The organism is Pseudomonas sp. UTLPPB19802 (assembly GCF_059730225.1).
Genome location: NZ_AP048545.1, coordinates 5,513,066 through 5,532,223, shown reverse-complemented (window position 1 = coordinate 5,532,223; position 19,158 = coordinate 5,513,066). Strand labels below are relative to the sequence as shown.

Genomic DNA, 19,158 nt, shown 5'->3' with positions numbered 1-19,158 from the left:
GTAATCGCCGGCGCCTTGTCATAAGCCGCAATCAAGGTATAACCACGAGCGGCCCGGGTTCGGCACGACACCGACCCGGGCCGTTTTTTTCCTCGGACTCAAGTTTCAAGAAGCCTCGCATGCCTCAACCCCGTTTCCTTTTACCGACATGCATACGGACAGTGACCCTGTTGGTGAGCGCCGGCACCAGTGCGCTGAGCCACGCCGAGCCGACGGCTCCTGGTGTCGTGATTGTCGAGCCCACGGTGATCACCGGTTCGTACGCGCCGACCGCCAGCTTCGACCTGCCATTCTCGATCGACACCGTGGACCTGTCCCAGGGCACCGACGGCCAACTGGGTGTCAACCTCTCTGAAGTGCTGACCAAGGTCCCAGGGCTGGTGGTGCAGAATCGCCAGAACTACGCCCAGGACCTGCAGATATCCTCGCGGGGCTACGGCGCCCGTTCAGCCTTCGGCATTCGTGGCTTGAAGCTGTTGAGCGATGGCATTCCCGCCAGCACGCCGGACGGGCAGGGTCAGGCCGCTTCGCTCAACCTGGATGTGGCCGATCGCATCGAAGTGCTGCGCGGCCCGGCAGCGACCATCTACGGCAGCAACGCCGGCGGTGTCATCCAGATGTTCACGCGCGACGGCCAGGGCCCGGCCAGGATCGGAGCGGAAACTACCTTTGGCAGCGACGGCTTCAACAAGAATCATCTGTCGGCCGAGGGTGGCAATGACACGGCGGGTTTCGTCCTCGATGCCTCGCGCATGGACACCGACGGTTATCGCGACCACAGCGCCGCCAGGCGCGACCAGACCTTCGCCAAGTTTACCTTCCAGCCTGACGAAGACTCGCGCCTGGCGCTGATCTACAGCAGCCTGGAGCAGAACAACACCCAGGACCCGCTGGGGCAGACGTGGGCGGCGTACAAGCACGACCCTCGTTCGACCGCCGCCATTGCCGAAACCTACAACACCCGCAAGAGCATCGACCACCAGCAGTTGGGGATGAACTACGAGCGTTATTTCGATGACGCCACCCTGCAATTCAACCTCTACGCAGGGCAACGAAGCGTGATCCAGTACCTGTCCATTCCCCGGACGGTGGTCTCCAACAGCCAGCGTGGCGGCGGTGTCGTCGACTTCGATCGCGAATTCCATGGCGGAACCTTGCGCTGGATCCAGCCGGTTGCCGCCGCGCCGGGCAACCTCAGCGTCACGGTGGGCGCCGATTACGACCAGAGCCGGGATGACCGCCGCGGCTACCAGAACTTCAGCGGCAGCGAATTGGGGGTCAAGGGCGCGCTGCGTCGTGACGAGCAGGACATCGCCACCAGCCTGGACCCCTACATCCAGGCGCACTGGGAGCTGGGCAACTGGACCACGGAAATGGGCCTGCGGCACAGCACGATGCAAATGCGCGTCGATGACCACTACCTGGCCAACGGCGACTCCAGCGGCTCGAAAACATATCAGCAGAACAACCCGTCGCTGTCGGTGATGTACGCGTTTTCCCCAGACCTGCGGGGCTATGTGAGCGTCGGCAAGGGCTTCGAAACCCCGACCCAGGCCGAAATGGCGTATGCACCGGGTGTGTCGGAGAGTTTCAATTTCGGCCTGAAGCCGGCGACCAGCACCCAGTACGAGCTGGGCATCAAGTACCGGCTCAATGAGCGCACGCGCCTGAATGCCGCCCTCTATGAAATTCACACCGACGATGAAATCGTTGTCGCCAGCTCCACCGATGGCCGCACCAGCTACCGCAACGCCGGGCGGACCCTGCGCCGCGGCTTCGAGGCGAGCCTGCACAGCGACCTGACGGACCAGTGGCAAACCACCCTGGTGTACACCCGCACCGACGCCCGGTACGCCGAAGATTTGTAAGCGATCCATCGTCCCCACATTCAAACCAAGAATCTGAGGCGTGATGCTGGGCTCCCGAATAGTTTCCGGAGTCTTTGCCATGATGCGTCCCAACGCCGGCGTTGAAAAAGTGTACCTCTACCCCAAGCCCGTGGACTTCCGAAAATCCATCGACGGCCTGGCTGCCCTGGTCGAGTTGGATATCAAAGTCGCCGTGTTCGATCCTGTGTTGTTCGTCTTCCTCAACAAGGCGCGTAACCGGATCAAGGTGTTGTATTGGGAGCGCAACGGTTTCTGCCTTTGGCTCAAGCGTCTCGAAGCCGAACGTTTCAAAACCACGCCCGAACTTACCGACGACGTCATCGTGCTGACGGTTCAGGAACTCAACTGGCTACTCGACGGTTTTGACCTCTGGCGCAACCGTCCCCACCAAGTTCTGACGCCACGATACGTCGCCTGACTCGGTATAATCCGCAGCATGATTTCCATGCCCGACGACCTTCCCGATGATCCTGTTCTGCTCAAGCAGCTACTGCTTGAGAGCTACGCTGCGCGTTCGCGTGAGCAGGAAGTCAACCAGGCCCATGTGAGCCACATCGACGATCTCAAAGAGCAAGTCAAGTTGTGGCGTGACCGGTTCTTTGGCCGCAAGTCCGAGCAGACCGTCGACCCCAATACGCCGCAACTGGAAATGTTCAACGAGGCCGAGGGCGAGGGCGAGCCGCTGCTGACCGTCGAAGATCCGGAAGAAGACGTGGTTGCGCCGCCCCCTCGCCGGGGGAAACGCAAACCGCTGGCGGCGAGCCTGCCGCGTGTCGTGGTCGAGTACGATTTGCCCGATGAGGAACAAATCTGCGCCTGCGGTTGCCGCAAACATGTCATGGGCGAAGAAGCCAGCGAACAGCTGGACATCGTGCCGATGCAAATTCGGGTTATCAAACATGTTCGTAAAGTCTACGGTTGCCGTGGCTGCGAAGCCGCGCCCGTCACCGCCGACAAACCAGCGCAACTGATCGAGAAGAGCCTGGCCAGCCCCGGCGTCCTGGCGATGTTGCTGACCACCAAATACGTCGATGGCTTGCCGCTGTATCGCTTCGAAAGTGTGCTGAACCGGCACGGTATCGAAATCCCGCGCCAGACCCTGGCGCGCTGGGTGATCCAGTGCAGTGAACACTTCCAGCCACTGCTGAACCTGATGCGCGAGCGATTACTGGAAAGCCCGGTGATCCACTGTGACGAAACCCGAGTCCAGGTATTGAAAGAACCGGATCGAGACCCGACCAGCCAGTCCTGGATGTGGGTGCAAGCGAGCGGCCCGCCGGATCGTAAAGTCGTGTTGTTCGACTACACCAGCAGCCGTGCGCAGGACGTGCCGTTGCGGCTGCTGGAAAGTTATCGCGGCTATGTCATGACCGATGATTTCGCGACTAAACGATATTGGGTGGCGGCTGTACGCAGGTTAGTCGACCGGAAGATTGGAGAAACCGGCGCACCCGAGGGTGCCCTGCGCACAGCCACCATAAAACTGCAGGCAATGAAAAACACCTGAGCTCAGGGGAGCGCTGTGCGCCAATCTATCGCGGGCGACTAAACCCGATCACTGATGAGCAGTGATGGGCTGAAGATAGTCATCGAGATTGACTGACACAAGCGATCCGAATTTTCTAGGAAATTTCACGCGAGTTAAAGCGATATGTCCTGCTCGCGTGAAGAGGTCTTCGAAAAAAGTGAAAGTGTTTGTTGAAAGCACGTTCTGATAACGCGGGTTGTGCCTGTTCGCTGCATCAGGCTCGTTCAGTTAAATCAGCTGCCGGGAGCTGCTCCTCCATATCGCGGTTACCGCTACCGGCCCACCATTCACCGCCGCCGTCTACGTAGCGTTTGCGCATGTTGGCGGCCAGGGTCTGTAGGTCCTTGGGCATGCATTCGTCTGGGTCGTGGGCGGGTAGGGGCATCCGAATCTTCCAGAGGTTGGCGCCTTCGATCAGGGCGAAGGCTTGGCCTTTAGGGAGGCTGACGACGTGGGCGGGTTCGATCAGGGGGACGCTGGTGGAGCTGACCCGGTCTTGGGTGTTGCTGGTGAAGTCGGTATTGTCTGAGATATCGGAGCTGTCTGTGGCGCCGCTGACCAGGGTGGTGGAGTAGACGTCGACCTTGGGGAGTTGGCGGGTGAGGAGTTCGGCGGTTGCGGTTTCTCGCACGCGCAGCATGAAGAGGTTGTTGAAGTTGCCGACCACTTGGCCGGCCTTGGCGCGGTTGCCGATCCGGGCTTCGATGTCGCTGATGGTTTGGGTGTAGGCAGTGACCTGAATGCCGGCGCCACCGCCCTTGTTGATCATCGGAATGAACTCGTTGCCCATCAGTTCGTTGAATTCGTCGGCGTGCAGGTTGATGGGGACTTTCTGCTCTTGGTCGGCGTTGTGCAGCCCACCGTCCAGACCAAATTTGTAGATATGCCCGGCCACTGACACGAGGTCTGCGAACATCGAATTGCCCACGGCTGCGGCGACCTCAGGGTCGGAGAGGGCGTCCAGGCCTACATACACGATGCCTCGCTTACGAATGACCTGCATCCAGTCGAAGATGGGGCGGGGGTCGTCCAGGGCGCTGTAGTTGGGGGAGATCAGTTCGGCCATGCGCCCTGTGGTGAGTTTCTCCAGTAGGGGCAGGAGTGAGGCCACGATTTTGTCGAAGTAGGTTTTGTCGTAGCGTACGGCGGAGCGCAGGCCATCCATGACGGGATCAGCCACGCGAGTCTGCGAAAGGTATTGGTCGATCGCTGTGACGCGGGGGAGACGGCCGCGCATGTTGTAGGGGGTGTTCTTTTCAGTGAGGTTGCCCTCGATCGTGGCAATGGTGTCCCAGGCACCTGGATCGTTGCGGGCGAAGTAGTCGCTGCTGTAATCGATGAACAGGGCATCGATGTTGATCACGTGCTGTTGGATCTGCACGTAGTCGGGGCGGTTGCCTAGCTCCACCAGGGCGCGAGCGATGATGTTGACGAAGCGCCAGGCGAACTCGCGAAAGGCGGCGCTGTTGCCTTCGCCGGAGAGTTGTCCGGAGATGCGGCTGGCGACTTCGGAGATGCGTCCAAAGCGGCCTACGGCGTTGTAGCGGGCGGAGAAGTCAGGCCAGCCCAGGTGGAAGACGTAGAACTCTTTTTCTCGGCCTGCGCGGCGGGCTTCGACGTACATGCGCTTGAGTAAGTCGGCATCGCCCTTGGGGTCGAAAACAATGACCGGTTCGAATTCCGAGAGGCCGTTGATGCGTTGCTCTCGACGAATGTCCTGGGTGATGAACAGTTCGGCCAGGCGGGTTTTACCGACTCGAGTGGTGCCCAGTACCAGGCTGTGGCCAACGCGTTCTCCAAGAGGGAGTGAGACCGGCATTTCGTTGGGCTCTACACCATGTAGGCGAGGAGAGCCGCCAACGGGCGGAAGTGGGCGCACGGGATTGAGTGGGCTGTCCCAGTGGGTGAAACGGGGAATCAGGCTGAGAGGGAAAGCGGCCTTTTCCAGGCGCTGTTCCAACTGGCGAGCTTGTTGGAATAGCGGGGTGGGTTCGACGTATCGGCGAAACTCCGGGCGGTAAGTTTGCATCAGGCGTTGGGTGTGTCGTTGCTCCCACTTGAAGCCTATGCCGACAAACAGCCGTTGATTGCTGACTGGGATGTTTTGGCTGGTGATGACGTAGCGAGGCAGGCGCCGGATGTTGCGTCGGTAGCGCAGAACTGCCAGTCCCTGGCGAAGGCGAACCCAGCCAAGTACCGCGTAAATGAGCGCGGCTACTGCCCCGAATAATGGCGTCAGGCCAAGCATCCAGGGTGCGAATAGGCATACCCCAATACAGGGGATACACACCGCAACGGTGTAGAGCTCAACGGCGGGCCGCAGAAGTACTTCAACGGTATGTTGTTGGGTCACGGTCTTGGCTCCTCGTTGCGACTGTTGGCTGGCGTTATGGAGAGATAACGGAAGTTGGGCATGCCGGTGTCCTCTGGTTGCAGGGGACACGGTTGCAGAGCGGGGAGGGGAGTTGCCGTAAGGAAACTGGAATGTGCTGTCTGGGTTTAATGGAGACGGTCCTGGTGGCGAGACGCGGAGCATGTTGCTCCTGTCCAGGATCTGTTCGGCTTTTCTCCTGGCGTAAAACCACCGGGTCTCGTTTCTGTTTTTTGGCTGATGACCGATTTGTTCCTGATGACACTGGGTGCTCGATACCTCAGCCAGGAGTCATCCATGTCCGGTTCTATTCAAAGCAAAATTGGGCCGCTGCGTAGCGTTATGCATCTCACGTTGCACACTCATCATGCCGTGCGCATTTGGCAGGGAAGACCTGCCAGTGAAGACAAACCACCGATCATGAGTTTGGCTCGCTTTATCGGGTTGATGGGACGGATCAACTACGACGCACAGAGGGATGATCCCTATGCCGACTTCTGGTTGATCCGTATCGAGGAAAAGTTGAAGCGCTGCAAGGCCGAGTTGGCGCACATTCATCAGGAGGTGGGTCTGTTGATGAGTGAGATACCGAGTGCCATTTCCGCAAAGGAAAACTTCAGTGTTCGGCCCGTCACTCTGCCCATGTTTGTCGGTTCTAGGCTCGGTTTCCTGGCCGTGTACCTGCTGATTTCCTATGACGAAATCGTGCGCCGTTTGCTGCATGTTCATCATGTTTCGTTGATTGGCCGGCGGGCGATGGAGAGCCGGATCGATGGCGCCAGCTATGTATTGCGAAGCCTGTTTGGGCTGGCTCAGTTGTACCGTATTTCGGGAGTGAATCGGGCTGACTTTGTGGCCAATAACGATCGGGCTAGGGAGGCCAGGGAGGCCTTTGGAGAGTTGCCGTTGGAGGTGTTGGAAGGCCGGCGAAGGGCCGAGTTTGCGCCGCAAATTCTTGTCGGTCGCAACCGGGATGATCGTGGTGTTTCAGTGGCTGGGGTGGAGCCGGTTGTGTGGGGCGGTGCTGTTCGAGGGGATACCTCGGTGCAGATGACACCTGCGGCCTTGGAGGGTTGATGCGATGACCATGATACGAGGAGGTGACAACGCTTTGGGCCCGGCTACGTCGGGAGATGGCCCGGAACACACTGCCTTCCAGCCACTTGAACACACTGCCTTCCGTGAGCTGAAACACACTGCTTTCCCTAAAGGGCTTTTAAAGCCCTTTAAGGGTAAGGGGGAGCTGCTTGAATTTGGTGAGCAGTGTGCTGAGCTGACCCAGGGACTGATCGCTTTGGCGATCGAGGGGGTGTTGGCTCAGGCCGAGCGGTACCCATTTACCCTGTTGCCCATTCGGTTGGTGAAGCAGTCGACCGGCACGGGGACTATTTTTCTACGCTGGAGCCGAGCGGATCGTTCAAAGATGGGAACTGATCTGTGGGCTGAGCTAGTGCTCGATGAGCATACGCCGATCAACTTGATCTCCGATTTGTATGCATTGGAACTGCAGAGGATCGTGATCAACATGCAGATCAGTCTGGTGCACAGCATTGGACGCCAGGCGTTTTTGTGTGCCAATAAGGCAGAGGCGGCTGAGCAAGTCTACCAGCAGCGGCTACTTGAACACGCTCGACTTCTCTCGGGAGGGAGGTGAACATGGCTACCAACTTCTGGGGTGAAGGTAACATCGGGACCAAGCCTGAATTCCGAGAGATTGCCAACGGCAATAACGCGCCGCATCGGCTGCTGAGGCTCAATATCTACTTCGATAATCCAATCCCGAAAGGCGCAGGCGAGTATCAGGATAGGGGTGGATTCTGGGCCGGCGTCGATATGTGGCACAAGGATGCTGAGCGTTATTCAGAGATTTATTGCAAAGGCATGCGCGTGTTGGTGGTCGGGCGGATGATTTTGGAGAAATGGGAAGACGACAAGGGAAATGAATGTCGAGCAATGAAGGTTCAGGCCAGTCGTGTGGGGATATTGCCGCATCGCGTTGATCGCGTTGTTATGGTGATCCAAGAGCGTCATGTACCTGAGGTGGATGAGCAGACCGTTACCCGTTTGTCTGCCAATGATGGATTGCAATGACGGTCCCAACGAGCTGATTCAGGTTGATCTGCTTTTGGGGTTTTGTGGCGTGCGTGGTTGTGTCTCTTGGGTGCGCTCCAATGGATCAGGGCAGTGTATTAGAGAGTGATCGCAGACCCTTTTCTGGACCCTCTTTTTTGGCGGGATTTTGTGGGCTTTGAAATCAATCACTTACGATGGAGCGAAAAAAGAGGGTTAAAATGGGGAAGTGGGGTTTTTACCTTTATGGACAAGGCCTTACTTGGAAAAGCGTCTAGTTCACTGCCGTATAGGCAGCTCAGAAAAAGGTCCTGGGACTGACCGCTTCGCCGTCCTCGTTCACTGCCGTATAGGCAGCTCAGAAATTGAGCAAGCGCCATGCGGCACGTGGCTAGGGCGTTCACTGCCGTATAGGCAGCTCAGAAATGGCCGGGGCCACCGTCCGGCGCAAACTCGCCGTTCACTGCCGTATAGGCAGCTCAGAAATCTTCCGCCTGGCCCGCTCTGAACGATTCAAGGTTCACTGCCGTATAGGCAGCTCAGAAAAGATCATGGCGGATCTCCGAGCCAACCCAGTCGTTCACTGCCGTATAGGCAGCTCAGAAAACACGTAGGGCACAGGATCATTTTCGTGGATGGTTCACTGCCGTATAGGCAGCTCAGAAATGTTCGGCGACATCGATCCGGACATCGATTTTGTTCACTGCCGTATAGGCAGCTCAGAAAAGAAGGCTGGCGAACCTGCTGTTCGATGAGCTGTTCACTGCCGTATAGGCAGCTCAGAAAAACGTGACGGCCGCACTGGAGGAACCAGCGGTGTTCACTGCCGTATAGGCAGCTCAGAAAAGCAATTGATCGGACACCTTGCGAATAAGCGCGTTCACTGCCGTATAGGCAGCTCAGAAAGTCAATATCGGAATCCCGGTACAAAACTGGCAGTCCACTGCCGTATAGGCAGCTTAGAAAATGACCCGCATCACTGTTGTGCCGGCGCCTGAGTTCACTGCCGTATAGGTAGCTCATAAGCCGTAATGTCGGCGCGAAGCATTTGGTTTCACGGTGCCTGTTGGCACATTGCCAGCCTTTCCGTTATAACCTCTGCACGATGATTGAACGGATACAGTCGGTCGCAGGTTTATGGAAGAAATCCGCTCCTCGGATCTCAAGACGATCCTTCACTCCAAGCGCGCCAATATCTACTACCTGCAGCACTGTCGGGTGCTGGTCAATGGTGGGCGCGTCGAGTATGTGACTGACGCTGGCAAGCAGTCGCTGTACTGGAATATCCCGATCGCCAATACCACCACGGTGTTGCTGGGCACCGGTACATCGGTGACTCAAGCTGCCATGCGGGAGTTGGCCAGGGCCGGGGTTCTGGTGGGTTTCTGTGGAGGCGGCGGAACGCCCTTGTTCAGTGGCAACGAGATCGACATCGAGGTGGCCTGGTTCTCACCGCAGAGTGAGTACCGCCCCACCGAGTATCTTCAGCGCTGGGTGTCCTTCTGGTTCGACGAGGCGAAGCGTCTTGAAGCTGCCAAGGCCTTCCAGCGACTTCGTTTGCAGTTCATTGCGCGACAATGGAACGATAACCCGGCCTTCAGCAAGGCGGGCTTTCGTGTCGATGCCGCAGCGTTGACCCGAGCATTGGAGCAGTCGCTGGCTTCCCTGAACAACGCAGCTGATCACGCCTTCCTGCTCACTGAAGAAGCCCGCCTGACCAAGCGCCTGTTCAAGCTGGCGGCCACTGCCACCCAGTACGGAGAGTTCACCCGTGCCAAGCGCGGCAGTGGTGGTGATCCGGCCAACAGCTTTTTGGATCACGGTAACTATCTCGCCTATGGCCTGGCTGCGACGGCTACCTGGGTGTTGGGGCTACCCCATGGGTTGGCCGTGCTGCACGGCAAGACGCGGCGGGGAGGCTTGGTCTTCGACGTGGCGGATCTGGTGAAGGATGGCCTGATCCTGCCTCAGGCGTTCATCAGCGCGATGCGCGGTGATGAGGAGCAAGCCTTCCGTCAGGCCTGTATCGAGAACCTCACGCGCAGCGAGGCACTGGACTTCATGATCGACAGTCTCAAGGATATTGCGGATCAGTTGGGGACGCCCATCGCTTGAACATCCTGCTGATCAGCCAATGTGATAAGCGAGCGCTGGTTGAAAGCCGGCGCATCCTCGATCAGTTTGCTGAGCGCCGCGGTGAACGAACGTGGCAAACCCCCATCACCCAGGCCGGTTTGGACACGCTGCGCCAGTTGTTGAGGAAGACGGCTCGGCGCAACACCGCAGTGGCCTGCCACTGGATACGGGGGCTCGATCACAGTGAGCTGCTGTGGATCGTTGGGGACGTGAGCCGTTTCAACGAGCAAGGAGCAGTGCCCACCAATACCACCCGACGCAATGTGTTGCGCAAAGACGATGAAAACGATTGGCATACGGCCGAGGACATTCGTCTGCTGGCGCAAATGGCTGCCTTGCTGCACGACCTGGGCAAAGCCAGCGTGGCCTTTCAGGCGCGCCTGAAGAAGCCTGTGCGCGAGAAGAACCTCTACCGCCATGAGTGGGTGTCCCTGCGTTTGTTTCTCGCCTTCGTGGGGGAGGATCCGGATGAGGTCTGGCTGCAGCGTCTGGCCCAGCCGAGTGAGCAGGACGATGCCACCTGGTTGGCCAGCGATCGTTATCGGCGTGACGGGCTCGATGAGCCGGCAGCACCGCCGTTTCGCAATCTACCGCCCTTGGCTGCCGCCATCGCCTGGCTGGTGGTCACTCATCATCGGTTGCCGGTCCTGCCGGTCTATGAGCGGGGTGAGCAGCAGTGGCTGGGCTGTCCCTCCCAGAGCTTCAACCCTGAGCGCCTCGACAACCTGCTCGAAGACATCACCCACGACTGGAACGAGATCAAGCGCCAGGCCACGGAGGCTGAAATCGGTCCCTACTGGCATTTTGCTGGGGCCTTGCCTGTCACGTTGCCCAAATGGCGGAGCCAGGCGGCCAGGGTCGCCCGGCATTTGCAGACGCTGTGCGCCAAGGCGGGAAAGGGGGACTGGCTCGCCAACCCCTATGTGATGCACTTGGCTCGCATGAGCCTGATGTTGGCCGATCACCACTATTCGGCTCTACCCGCGAACGCCAAGCAGCGTGTCCAGGGGGACTCGGGATACTCGCTCTATGCCAATACCGACGAAAACGGGGCCAGCAAGCAGGCGCTGGATGAGCACCTGCTCGGCGTGGCGCGTTTCAGCGCTACCATCGTTCATGGCTTGCCGGATTTTGAACGGCACCTGCCACGGCTGGCAAAACACCCCGGCCTGCGCAAGCGCAGCAAGGAGGAGCGCTTTCGGTGGCAGGACAGGGCTGCTGACGCTGCCAGCAGTGTGCGCACCCAAGCCAAGGAGCACGGCGCCTTCATCGTCAACATGGCCTCCACTGGCTGTGGCAAGACCTTGGCCAATGCCCGTGTCATGTACGCCCTGGCTGCCCCTCAGTTGGGGATGCGCTGCACCTTTGCCCTGGGCCTGCGTACGCTGACCCAGCAAACCGGCAACAGCTATCGTCAGGACCTGCACCTCAAGGAGGATGAGCTGGCGATACGGGTAGGCGGCACGAACAGCCGCAAGCTTTTCGAGTACTTTCAGGCGCAGGCGGAAGTCACTGGCTCTGCCTCGGCGCAGCAGTTGATCGAGGAGGACAGCCATGTGGTCTATGAGGGGCAAATGGCTGATCACGGTCTGCTCGGCAAGGCCATGGACAATGCCAAGATCCGATCGCTGCTGGCGGCACCGATGCTGGTTTGCACCATCGATCACCTGATGCCGGCCACGGAGGCTCAGCGCGCGGGACGACAGATCGCGCCCATGCTGCGCCTGCTCAGCAGTGACCTGGTGCTGGATGAGTTGGACGATTTTGATCACGACGACCTGCCCGCGTTGACGCGCCTGATGCACTGGGTTGGTTTATTGGGCGCGCGGGTGCTGTTGTCATCGGCGACCCTGCCGCCCTCGCTGCTCGATGGCATGTTTCAGGCGTACAGGGCTGGGCGCATTCACTACCAGCGTAACCGCGGTGTTCCAGGCGCTCAGGAGGCTGTACCGGACATTGCTTGTCTGTGGGTCGATGAGTTCACCACTCAGGTGGCAACCTGCCGGGACGCAGGGCAGTTTGTCGAGCAGCACGGACAGTTTGCCGCTGCTCGAGCAGCAGCCTTGGAGAAGGCGCCAGTATGCCGCTCGGGAGAACTGCTGGCGCTGAACTTCACCAGCAAGAGCAAGGAGGCCATTCGCCGGGATTTTGCGGAGCAGGTGCGAGCAGGCATGCTGGTTGCTCATGCCCGGCATGCTGAAGCCTGTCCCAGGAGTGGCAAGCGGGTCAGCTTTGGCCTGGTGCGCATGGCCAATATCGAGCCATTGTTTGATGTGGCGCTGGCGTTGTTTCAGGCGGGTGCCGACAGTGATCATCGGATTCATCTGTGCGTGTATCACTCGCGCTTTCCGCTGCTGATCCGTTCGGCCATCGAGGCTCAGTTGGACCGGGCCCTGAATCGCCGCAAGGACGAAGCGGTGTATGACCTGCCGGAAATTCGTCGGGCGATCGACGAGTCTCCCGAGGCAAACCATCTGTTTGTTGTGCTCGGCTCTCCCGTGACGGAAGTTGGGCGCGACCATGACTATGATTGGGCCCTGGTCGAGCCCTCGTCCATGCGCTCGTTGATTCAGTTGGCGGGGAGGGTGCAGCGCCACCGTCAGAAGGTCAGTCGATCGCCGAACATCCTCATTTTCGATACGAACTTGCGACACCTTGAAGGGGCGTTGGGCAATAGCGTCCAGAAGCCGGCGGCCTTCGTCAGGCCGGGGTTCGAGCGTGAGGGCGGAAAACCGGGTGATCCTTTTCGGTTGAAGAGCCATTGCCTGGATACGCTGCTCAGGGAAGACGAGTACCAAACAGTGACGGCCCGGCCGCGCATCTTGCCTCGACCGAAAGAGCAGTGGCGACCCGAGGAAAGCTTGGTTGATCTGGAGCATGCGCGATTGGCCGATCAGATGCTGCCCAAGAACCGCGATAGCCGTCAGCCGACCCCTCGTGGGGTCAAGCCAACGACGCAGCGTTTGGATGCAGCCTGCGCCTGGCAGTTTCCGCAGGCGGCGCTGACCTGGGCTTTGCCTCAGCAGCAACCGTTTCGAGACAGCAGCGCCCAGGAAGTGGAACTGGTCTTTCTGCCTGATGAGGATGAGCAGGCGCTGGTGCTGCACCGGATTCATGAAGAGGCTGCGCGGGGGCGGTCAGCCATCTACACCGCTGCCCAGGGCCAGCTCACGTATGTCGATCTCGAGAGCCAGCTTGGTTCAGGCATTCAGCCATGGGGCCGGCACGATTTGTTGGCTCTGCTGAATGAGCAGGTCGATGCGCAGAACCTGTCGCTGAGAGAGTGTGCTGAGAGGTTCACGCCCGTCAGTGTGTATGAGAGCACCTTCGGGTGGCGGTATCACCCAGTGCTGGGGTTTTCGCAAAAAAAATAACGGGGCAGAAATCTGCCCCGTTATCAGGTGGAACGCTACCTATTCGGTAGTTAAATCAAGAGCTTGTGATCAGCTCAATCGATGGCGCTATTTTCTGAGCTACCTATTCGGTAGATTTATCAGTTCATTCGATGGCGCTATGGTGTTGCTTTGCCTATGTAGGTGGCATATTGTGATTACACGCGCTGCTGTAACAGCGCGTGTAAAGCAACTCGCTGGTCGGCCCAGCTCTGCAAAGGAGGAACCCAAGGTGATTGGCAACCACTCGCTCTTATTAGAACGTTGAGGGCCAGGCCCTCATGAATCCAATCTCAAGGTAAATCCCCGCAGTAACAGCTTGTTGCTGTGGGGATTCTACATACGTTGTGTTCGCCACGTCGACTTCAAAAGGTTTGAACGATAATGGAAGAGGGATCTACCCAAGTATCACGTATTACACGTTTTCGAAGTGCCATTGCCGCCTTTATCGACGAGCGCAAAGAGGCCAAGCTCAAAGGTGGCGAAGGCGGTGAGGCTCAAGCAGACAAGTACGAGTACGGTACCTGGTTGGCTGATGCGGCGCGGCGGGTGGCGCAGATCCAGGCTGTCACGCATGTGCTCAAGGCGACTCACCCTGATGCGCGGGGCAGCAGTCTGCATATCCCTCCCGAATCATTGAGACAACATGCCGAGATTGGCAGCCATGTTCTGGGCGATCAGTATGCCGATGACATCGTTGGCAACGCCGCAGCGCTGGACGTCTACAAGTTCCTCAAGCGAGAGGTCGACGGCAAGCGTCTACTCGACTGGTTTCTGGCGAATGATGAGGACCTCTTGGCAGCGCTGAGTCGTGATGAGGCTACGGCGCAGGAGTGGGCCATGGCGTTCAAGAGTCTGGTGCGCCCAGTGGCCAACCTGGCCTCCCATGGCTTGGCCAAGCAGGTCTATTGGTGCGTGAACGGTGACCCGACCGACGACACGGGCTTTCACCTGCTGCAGCCCTTGTTCGCCAGCAGCCTGGCCCATGCCGTGCACCAGGATGTCCAGTCGGCGCGTTTCGGTGAGCAGAACAAAGTGGCTCGCCAGGCCTGGCGAAGGAAAGAGGCTCACGACGGCCCGTACCGTAACTATCCCAGTTTGGTGATGCGCAAGCTCGGCGGCACCAAGCCCCAGAACATCAGTCAGCTCAACAGCGATCGAGGCGGTGTGAATTACCTGCTGGCCTCATTGCCGCCCATCTGGAAGCAGGACAAGCCCCGTAACTTCCTGAACATCGACTCCGCTCTGGCGCGATTCCGATACTCAGAGGGTGTCTGGGAACAGCTACAGGCGCTCTGCACGTTGTTGGAAAACGACCCGCCCAACGTGATGGATACCCGCGACGAGCGTAAAGAAATTGAGCAGGAGCTCGCCCGGTTGCTGGCGGCTTTTGGTGTCGCCACTCGTGAACTGTTTGAGCCTGGCTGGAGCCGTGACCCAGCATGCAGATTGCCGCTGTGCGAGCAGCTTTGGCTGGACCCGGACCGAGTCAGCTTCCCTGTGCGTGAAGAGTATGCTGAAGAGGACCAGGCCTTTATCGCGGCCTTCCATTGGAGGGACTGGCCCGATCAGGTCGCTCAACGCTTCGGTCTTTGGCTCAACGAGATACTGCGCAAGCGGCAGTTGCCCGTGGGGGATGTCGAACAGATTCACTGGGCCAAGCAGGCGATTATCGAGGTCGATGAGCCGATCCCCTTCAAAGCTCCGGCTGCCGTGAGCAACGACAAGCGGGAGGTGGCACATGGCTGATTCGTGCCCACACGTTGATTATCTGCTGGTCATTCCGCGCATCCAGGTGCAAAACGCCAACTCGCTTTCGAGTCCGCTGACTCACGGCTTCCCCTCGATGACGGCTTTCCTGGGACTGATGTGGGCTGTGGAGCGCAAGGTTCGTGAGGCGGGGTTGGACCTTCAGTTCAATGCCACTGCTGTGGTTGCTCATCGTCATGAGGAGCAGATCACCACGGAGGGGTATGTGCAGACGCTTCGCCTGACTCGCAACCCGATCAACCGTGATGGCAGCACCGCTGCGATCGTGGAGGAGGGGCGTATTCATCTGGAGATCAGCCTGGTTTTCGGTATTCAGAGCGAGTTCCTGAATACCTCGCAAAATGAAGAGGAGGACTCGGCCAAGCTTGCCCGTCAGGTGCGCGACATTCTCTCGCAGATGCGCATCGCCGGCGGCAGTGTGATCCCCTCCAGAGCACCTCTGCGTAAGCAGCGTCCTTTCATCGTGTCGATGATTGATGAGGATGGGAGAGATGAGCTGTTCCGCAAGATCAAGCTGAGCCTGTTGCCGGGCTTCGTGCTGGTGGACCGTACCGATTTGCTGGAGCTGCGGCACCAAGAGCAACTGGCTATAGACCCCGGAGCCTCGAAGCTCGATGCCTGGCTGTCGTTGTCGCGGGTGAATTGGACCTGCACACCGGGTGAGCCCGAGCAAAAAGCCCACTGGGAAAACGACCGCAAAGGGAAGGGCTGGGTCGTGCCCATTCCGATCGGCTATGGCGCACTGGGAGAGGAGCAGGACCCAGGCACTGTCACGCACGCGCGTGATGCTCAGACGCCGTTCCGCTTTGTCGAAAGCCTTTACAGCGTCGGCGAGTGGATCAGCCCGCATCGATTGCACAGTGCTGAACAAATGCTCTGGTATGCCGATTCGGCGCCTGAAGAGTGGCGCTACCGGTGCCGCAACGACTATCGCTCGACCTCACCTGACTTCTAACGCTCAGCCCATTTTCCTAAAAGGTATTTGATCATGGCTAAAGAATCCAAAGATGTTCTCAAGACCGCTTCCGTGCTGGCCTTCGAGCGCAAACTCGATCCTTCCGATGCACTGTTCCATGCGGGGGACTGGCAGTCGCGTGATAAATGGACCCCTGTCACTCTTCGGGAGAAGTCCGTGCGGGGTACCATCTCCAACCGGCTGAAGACCAAGGACATGGATCCGGCCAAGCTGGACGCGCAGATCGAGAACCCTAACCTGCAGACGGTCGATGTCGCCACGCTGCCTCACGATGCTGACACCCTGCGAGTGAGCTTCACCTTGAGAGTGCTGACCGGTACTGGCCAACCATCGGCGTGCAACGACAGCGATTACCGACAAAAGCTGCTCGACACCGTCAAAGGCTATGTCGACAAGAATGGCTTCACCGAGCTTGCCCGACGCTACGCCCACAACCTGGCCAACGGCCGCTTCCTGTGGCGCAACCGTATCGGTGCGGAGCAGGTGGAAGTGGAGGTGGCCCATCTGGTCGATGGCAAGGCAGCGGCTCAGTGGCGCTTTGACGGGCTGGCTCTGTCTCTGCGTAACTTCGATGGCAGTGGCAAAAACGCCGATGCGTTGGGTGAACTGACGCAACTGATCGCCGAAGGCCTGACGGGCTCTCAGCATGTGCTGCTGCGTGTGACGGCCTATGTGCGTATGGGCGCTGGCCAAGAGGTATTCCCGTCCCAGGAGCTGATCCTGGATAAGGACAACAGCAAGAAGAGCAAGACCCTTTACCACGTCGACAGCGTGGCCGGCCTGCACTCGCAGAAAGTCGGCAATGCCATTCGTAGCATCGACACCTGGTACCAGGAGGCCGATGTCAATGGCCCGATCGCTGTGGAACCTTATGGCTCAGTGACCACGCAGGGCAGGGCTTACCGTCAGCCACGCGATACCAAGGATGACTTCTACACCTTGCTCGATGGCTGGGTGCTCAAGGACAAGGTACCGGCGCTGGAGCAACAGCATTTTGTGATTGCGACCCTGATCCGCGGTGGTGTCTTTGGCGAGGCGGGCTAAGCCATGGACCATTACATCGACCTGAAGCTGCTGCCCGACCCGGAGTTCGCGGCCACGCAGTTGATGAGCGCATTGATGTCCAAACTGCACCGAGGACTGCATGACCTCAGGCGCAACGATGTGGGGGTGAGCTTTCCAGAAATTGAAAGCGCGCGGCACCACCTGGGCAGTCATCTGCGTCTGCACGGCAATCGTGAAGCGCTGGCGCACCTGCTGACACTGAACTGGCTCACGGGCATGCGCGATCATGTGCATGTGGGGGAGGTGACTGCTGTGCCGGCCCAGGTGCGCCACCGACTAGTGACTCGTGTGCAGGTGGACAGCAATCCGGAGCGCCTGCGGCGACGGCTGGTCAAGCGCCATGGGATCAGCGAGGAAGAGGCTCGCGAGCGTATTCCGGACAGTGCGGGGAAACGCAGCAAGCTGCCCTTCGTGAGCCTGCGCAGTAATGGTAGCGGCAACGCCTTCCCGCTGTTCATCCGCCATGGCGATATCTTGGAGGCCGCTCAGGCAGGCACCTTCAACAGCTATGGCCTGAGTAGCACCGCCACCATCCCCTGGTTCTGAGCCACGGCTTCGCGAACCCTTTTTTTCGGACGACTCATTCCCCTTCGTAAAATCAATGACTTACGAAGGGGCCGAAAAAAAGGGTGCGCGAGCCGATTTTGGGATATTTCCCTTTGCTGCCAGTGCCTTACTGGGGAAATCGTCTAGCTCACTGCCGTATAGGCAGCTCAGAAACTCTTTCGCTACATATGACCCTTTTGCAGAGGTGCTCACTGCCGTATAGGCAGCTCAGAAAATGTTGTAGGCGTTGTTGGCTGAGTACTGCGAGCTCACTGCCGTATAGGCAGCTCAGAAAGCGCGCCATTGATCGGCAGTGCAAACCGCCTCGCTCACTGCCGTATAGGCAGCTCAGAAATATGCCCGGAATCGGCTTCGCCTACATCGACGGCTCACTGCCGTATAGGCAGCTCAGAAAAACCCCCAGGCTTGTCCTCGCGGGCGTAGAACGCTCACTGCCGTATAGGCAGCTCAGAAATGGGGCTCGACCCTGCCAGCACACCCGGCCAGGCTCACTGCCGTATAGGCAGCTCAGAAATGCCCGAGCAGGGACGTAGCAGTATGCGGGAGGCTCACTGCCGTATAGGCAGCTCAGAAAAAGAACCAGCAACCTCCGCCAGACGCTAACATGCTCACTGCCGTATAGGCAGCTCAGAAATCAAACGAAACCTCGAAGCCCATTGGAGGGCGGCTCACTGCCGTATAGGCAGCTCAGAAAAAAACAAGGCCAAGCCCCTTGATCTGATCGTGGCTCACTGCCGTATAGGCAGCTCAGAAAACGAATACGGGCGCCGAGGCGAAGAGTCGGAGGCTCACTGCCGTATAGGCAGCTCAGAAAACTACACGTTCGCTGAACTGATTGATCGCCTTGCTCACTGCCGTATAGGCAGCTCAGAAACGGCGGTAGTCGGCGACGATGTGGTAATACTGGCTCACTGCCGTATAGGCAGCTCAGAAAAAAACAAGGCCAAGCCCCTTGATCTGATCGTGGCTCACTGCCGTATAGGCAGCTCAGAAATGGCGGTGTGTGTCTGCCAGGACGACACAAGTGCTCAATGCCGTATAGGCAGCTCAGAAATCGAAATTCCCGCGCATGAAGCTGGGCGATGAGCTCACTGCCGTATAGGCAGCTCAGTAATCAAGTGCACGTGCTCTTTCTCATGTGGTCACTGTCCTCGAAGTCATCCGGGTACCGTTCGGCCTCATACCTAGGGAAGACGCGCGTTCGCGGCTTCATGCGATGTGGCAAGAGCAGGGAAGTGGTCAGCATAAACATCCGTCGATGCTTTAGCGGTCCCGTCCAGGTGAGGGGTATCTGCCAGGCAACGGTGAGGCCGAAGTAACGAGGAAATTGACGATCATGGTTTGGCATCTCGTTGGGGGAGTATGGCATCCTAACTTACAAGGATCTGTAAAAA

At 58.7% G+C, this 19,158-nt stretch carries 11 protein-coding genes, 2 pseudogenes and 2 CRISPR repeat arrays; of the genes and pseudogenes, 12 read left to right on the top strand and 1 reads right to left on the bottom strand.

Annotated features, from left to right (window positions below; all coding sequences use genetic code 11):
- Nucleotides 1–119: 119 nt before the first annotated feature.
- From AC6I6U_RS23930 to tnpC, 3 genes and pseudogenes are all read left to right on the top strand, one after another.
- Nucleotides 120–1,862: pseudogene (locus tag AC6I6U_RS23930) on the top strand (TonB-dependent receptor family protein); the annotation flags it as partial.
- Between the two features lie 85 nt (nt 1,863–1,947).
- Complete coding sequence (gene tnpB / locus AC6I6U_RS23925) at nt 1,948–2,307, top strand: IS66 family insertion sequence element accessory protein TnpB (RefSeq protein ID WP_497878484.1); 360 nt, start codon at nt 1,948–1,950, stop codon at nt 2,305–2,307.
- A gap of 18 nt (nt 2,308–2,325) precedes the next feature.
- Nucleotides 2,326–3,273 (top strand): annotated as a pseudogene (tnpC, locus tag AC6I6U_RS23920) (IS66 family transposase); the annotation flags it as partial.
- 358 nt (nt 3,274–3,631) lie between these two features.
- Here tnpC and traD read toward each other — a convergent pair.
- The gene (gene traD, locus AC6I6U_RS23915) at nt 3,632–5,770 is read right to left on the bottom strand and encodes a type IV conjugative transfer system coupling protein TraD (RefSeq protein WP_497878483.1); all 2,139 of its coding nucleotides are present in this window, start codon (nt 5,768–5,770) and stop codon (nt 3,632–3,634) included.
- Between the two features lie 315 nt (nt 5,771–6,085).
- Between traD and AC6I6U_RS23910 the strand changes: the two genes are divergently transcribed.
- The 9 genes from AC6I6U_RS23910 to cas6f all read left to right on the top strand — a co-directional run bounded on the left by AC6I6U_RS23910 (nt 6,086) and on the right by cas6f (nt 17,743).
- Nucleotides 6,086–6,865 carry a PFL_4669 family integrating conjugative element protein gene (locus tag AC6I6U_RS23910; protein WP_497878482.1) on the top strand — a complete coding sequence of 260 codons (780 nt, stop codon included), beginning with the start codon at nt 6,086–6,088 and terminating at the stop codon, nt 6,863–6,865.
- A 4-nt stretch (nt 6,866–6,869) separates the two neighbouring features.
- Nucleotides 6,870–7,442 (top strand): DUF3158 family protein, encoded by a 573-nt coding sequence (locus AC6I6U_RS23905; protein ID WP_497878481.1) that lies wholly within the window; start codon nt 6,870–6,872, stop codon nt 7,440–7,442.
- A 2-nt stretch (nt 7,443–7,444) separates the two neighbouring features.
- Nucleotides 7,445–7,879 (top strand): single-stranded DNA-binding protein, encoded by a 435-nt coding sequence (locus AC6I6U_RS23900; protein WP_497878480.1) that lies wholly within the window; start codon nt 7,445–7,447, stop codon nt 7,877–7,879.
- Between the two features lie 256 nt (nt 7,880–8,135).
- Nucleotides 8,136–8,884: direct repeats of the CRISPR family, unit length 28 nt; unit sequence GTTCACTGCCGTATAGGCAGCTCAGAAA.
- Between the two features lie 111 nt (nt 8,885–8,995).
- Complete coding sequence (gene cas1f / locus AC6I6U_RS23895; RefSeq protein ID WP_497878479.1) at nt 8,996–9,973, top strand: type I-F CRISPR-associated endonuclease Cas1f; 978 nt, start codon at nt 8,996–8,998, stop codon at nt 9,971–9,973.
- Nucleotides 9,970–13,368 (top strand): type I-F CRISPR-associated helicase Cas3f, encoded by a 3,399-nt coding sequence (gene cas3f, locus AC6I6U_RS23890; RefSeq protein WP_497878478.1) that lies wholly within the window; start codon nt 9,970–9,972, stop codon nt 13,366–13,368. Before cas1f ends, cas3f begins: the two co-directional genes overlap by 4 nt.
- Before the next feature lie 402 nt (nt 13,369–13,770).
- Nucleotides 13,771–15,135, top strand: coding sequence for a type I-F CRISPR-associated protein Csy1 (gene csy1, locus AC6I6U_RS23885; protein ID WP_497878477.1), 1,365 nt, complete (start codon nt 13,771–13,773; stop codon nt 15,133–15,135).
- On the top strand, nt 15,128–16,111 hold the full coding sequence (gene csy2, locus AC6I6U_RS23880; protein WP_497878476.1) for a type I-F CRISPR-associated protein Csy2: 984 nt from the start codon (nt 15,128–15,130) through the stop codon (nt 16,109–16,111). The genes csy1 and csy2 overlap by 8 nt, the downstream gene beginning before the upstream one ends.
- A gap of 33 nt (nt 16,112–16,144) precedes the next feature.
- Nucleotides 16,145–17,176, top strand: coding sequence for a type I-F CRISPR-associated protein Csy3 (gene csy3 / locus AC6I6U_RS23875; RefSeq protein WP_497878475.1), 1,032 nt, complete (start codon nt 16,145–16,147; stop codon nt 17,174–17,176).
- A 3-nt stretch (nt 17,177–17,179) separates the two neighbouring features.
- On the top strand, nt 17,180–17,743 hold the full coding sequence (cas6f, locus tag AC6I6U_RS23870) for a type I-F CRISPR-associated endoribonuclease Cas6/Csy4 (RefSeq protein WP_497878474.1): 564 nt from the start codon (nt 17,180–17,182) through the stop codon (nt 17,741–17,743).
- Between the two features lie 146 nt (nt 17,744–17,889).
- Nucleotides 17,890–18,878: direct repeats of the CRISPR family, unit length 28 nt; unit sequence GCTCACTGCCGTATAGGCAGCTCAGAAA.
- Nucleotides 18,879–19,158 lie beyond the last annotated feature (280 nt).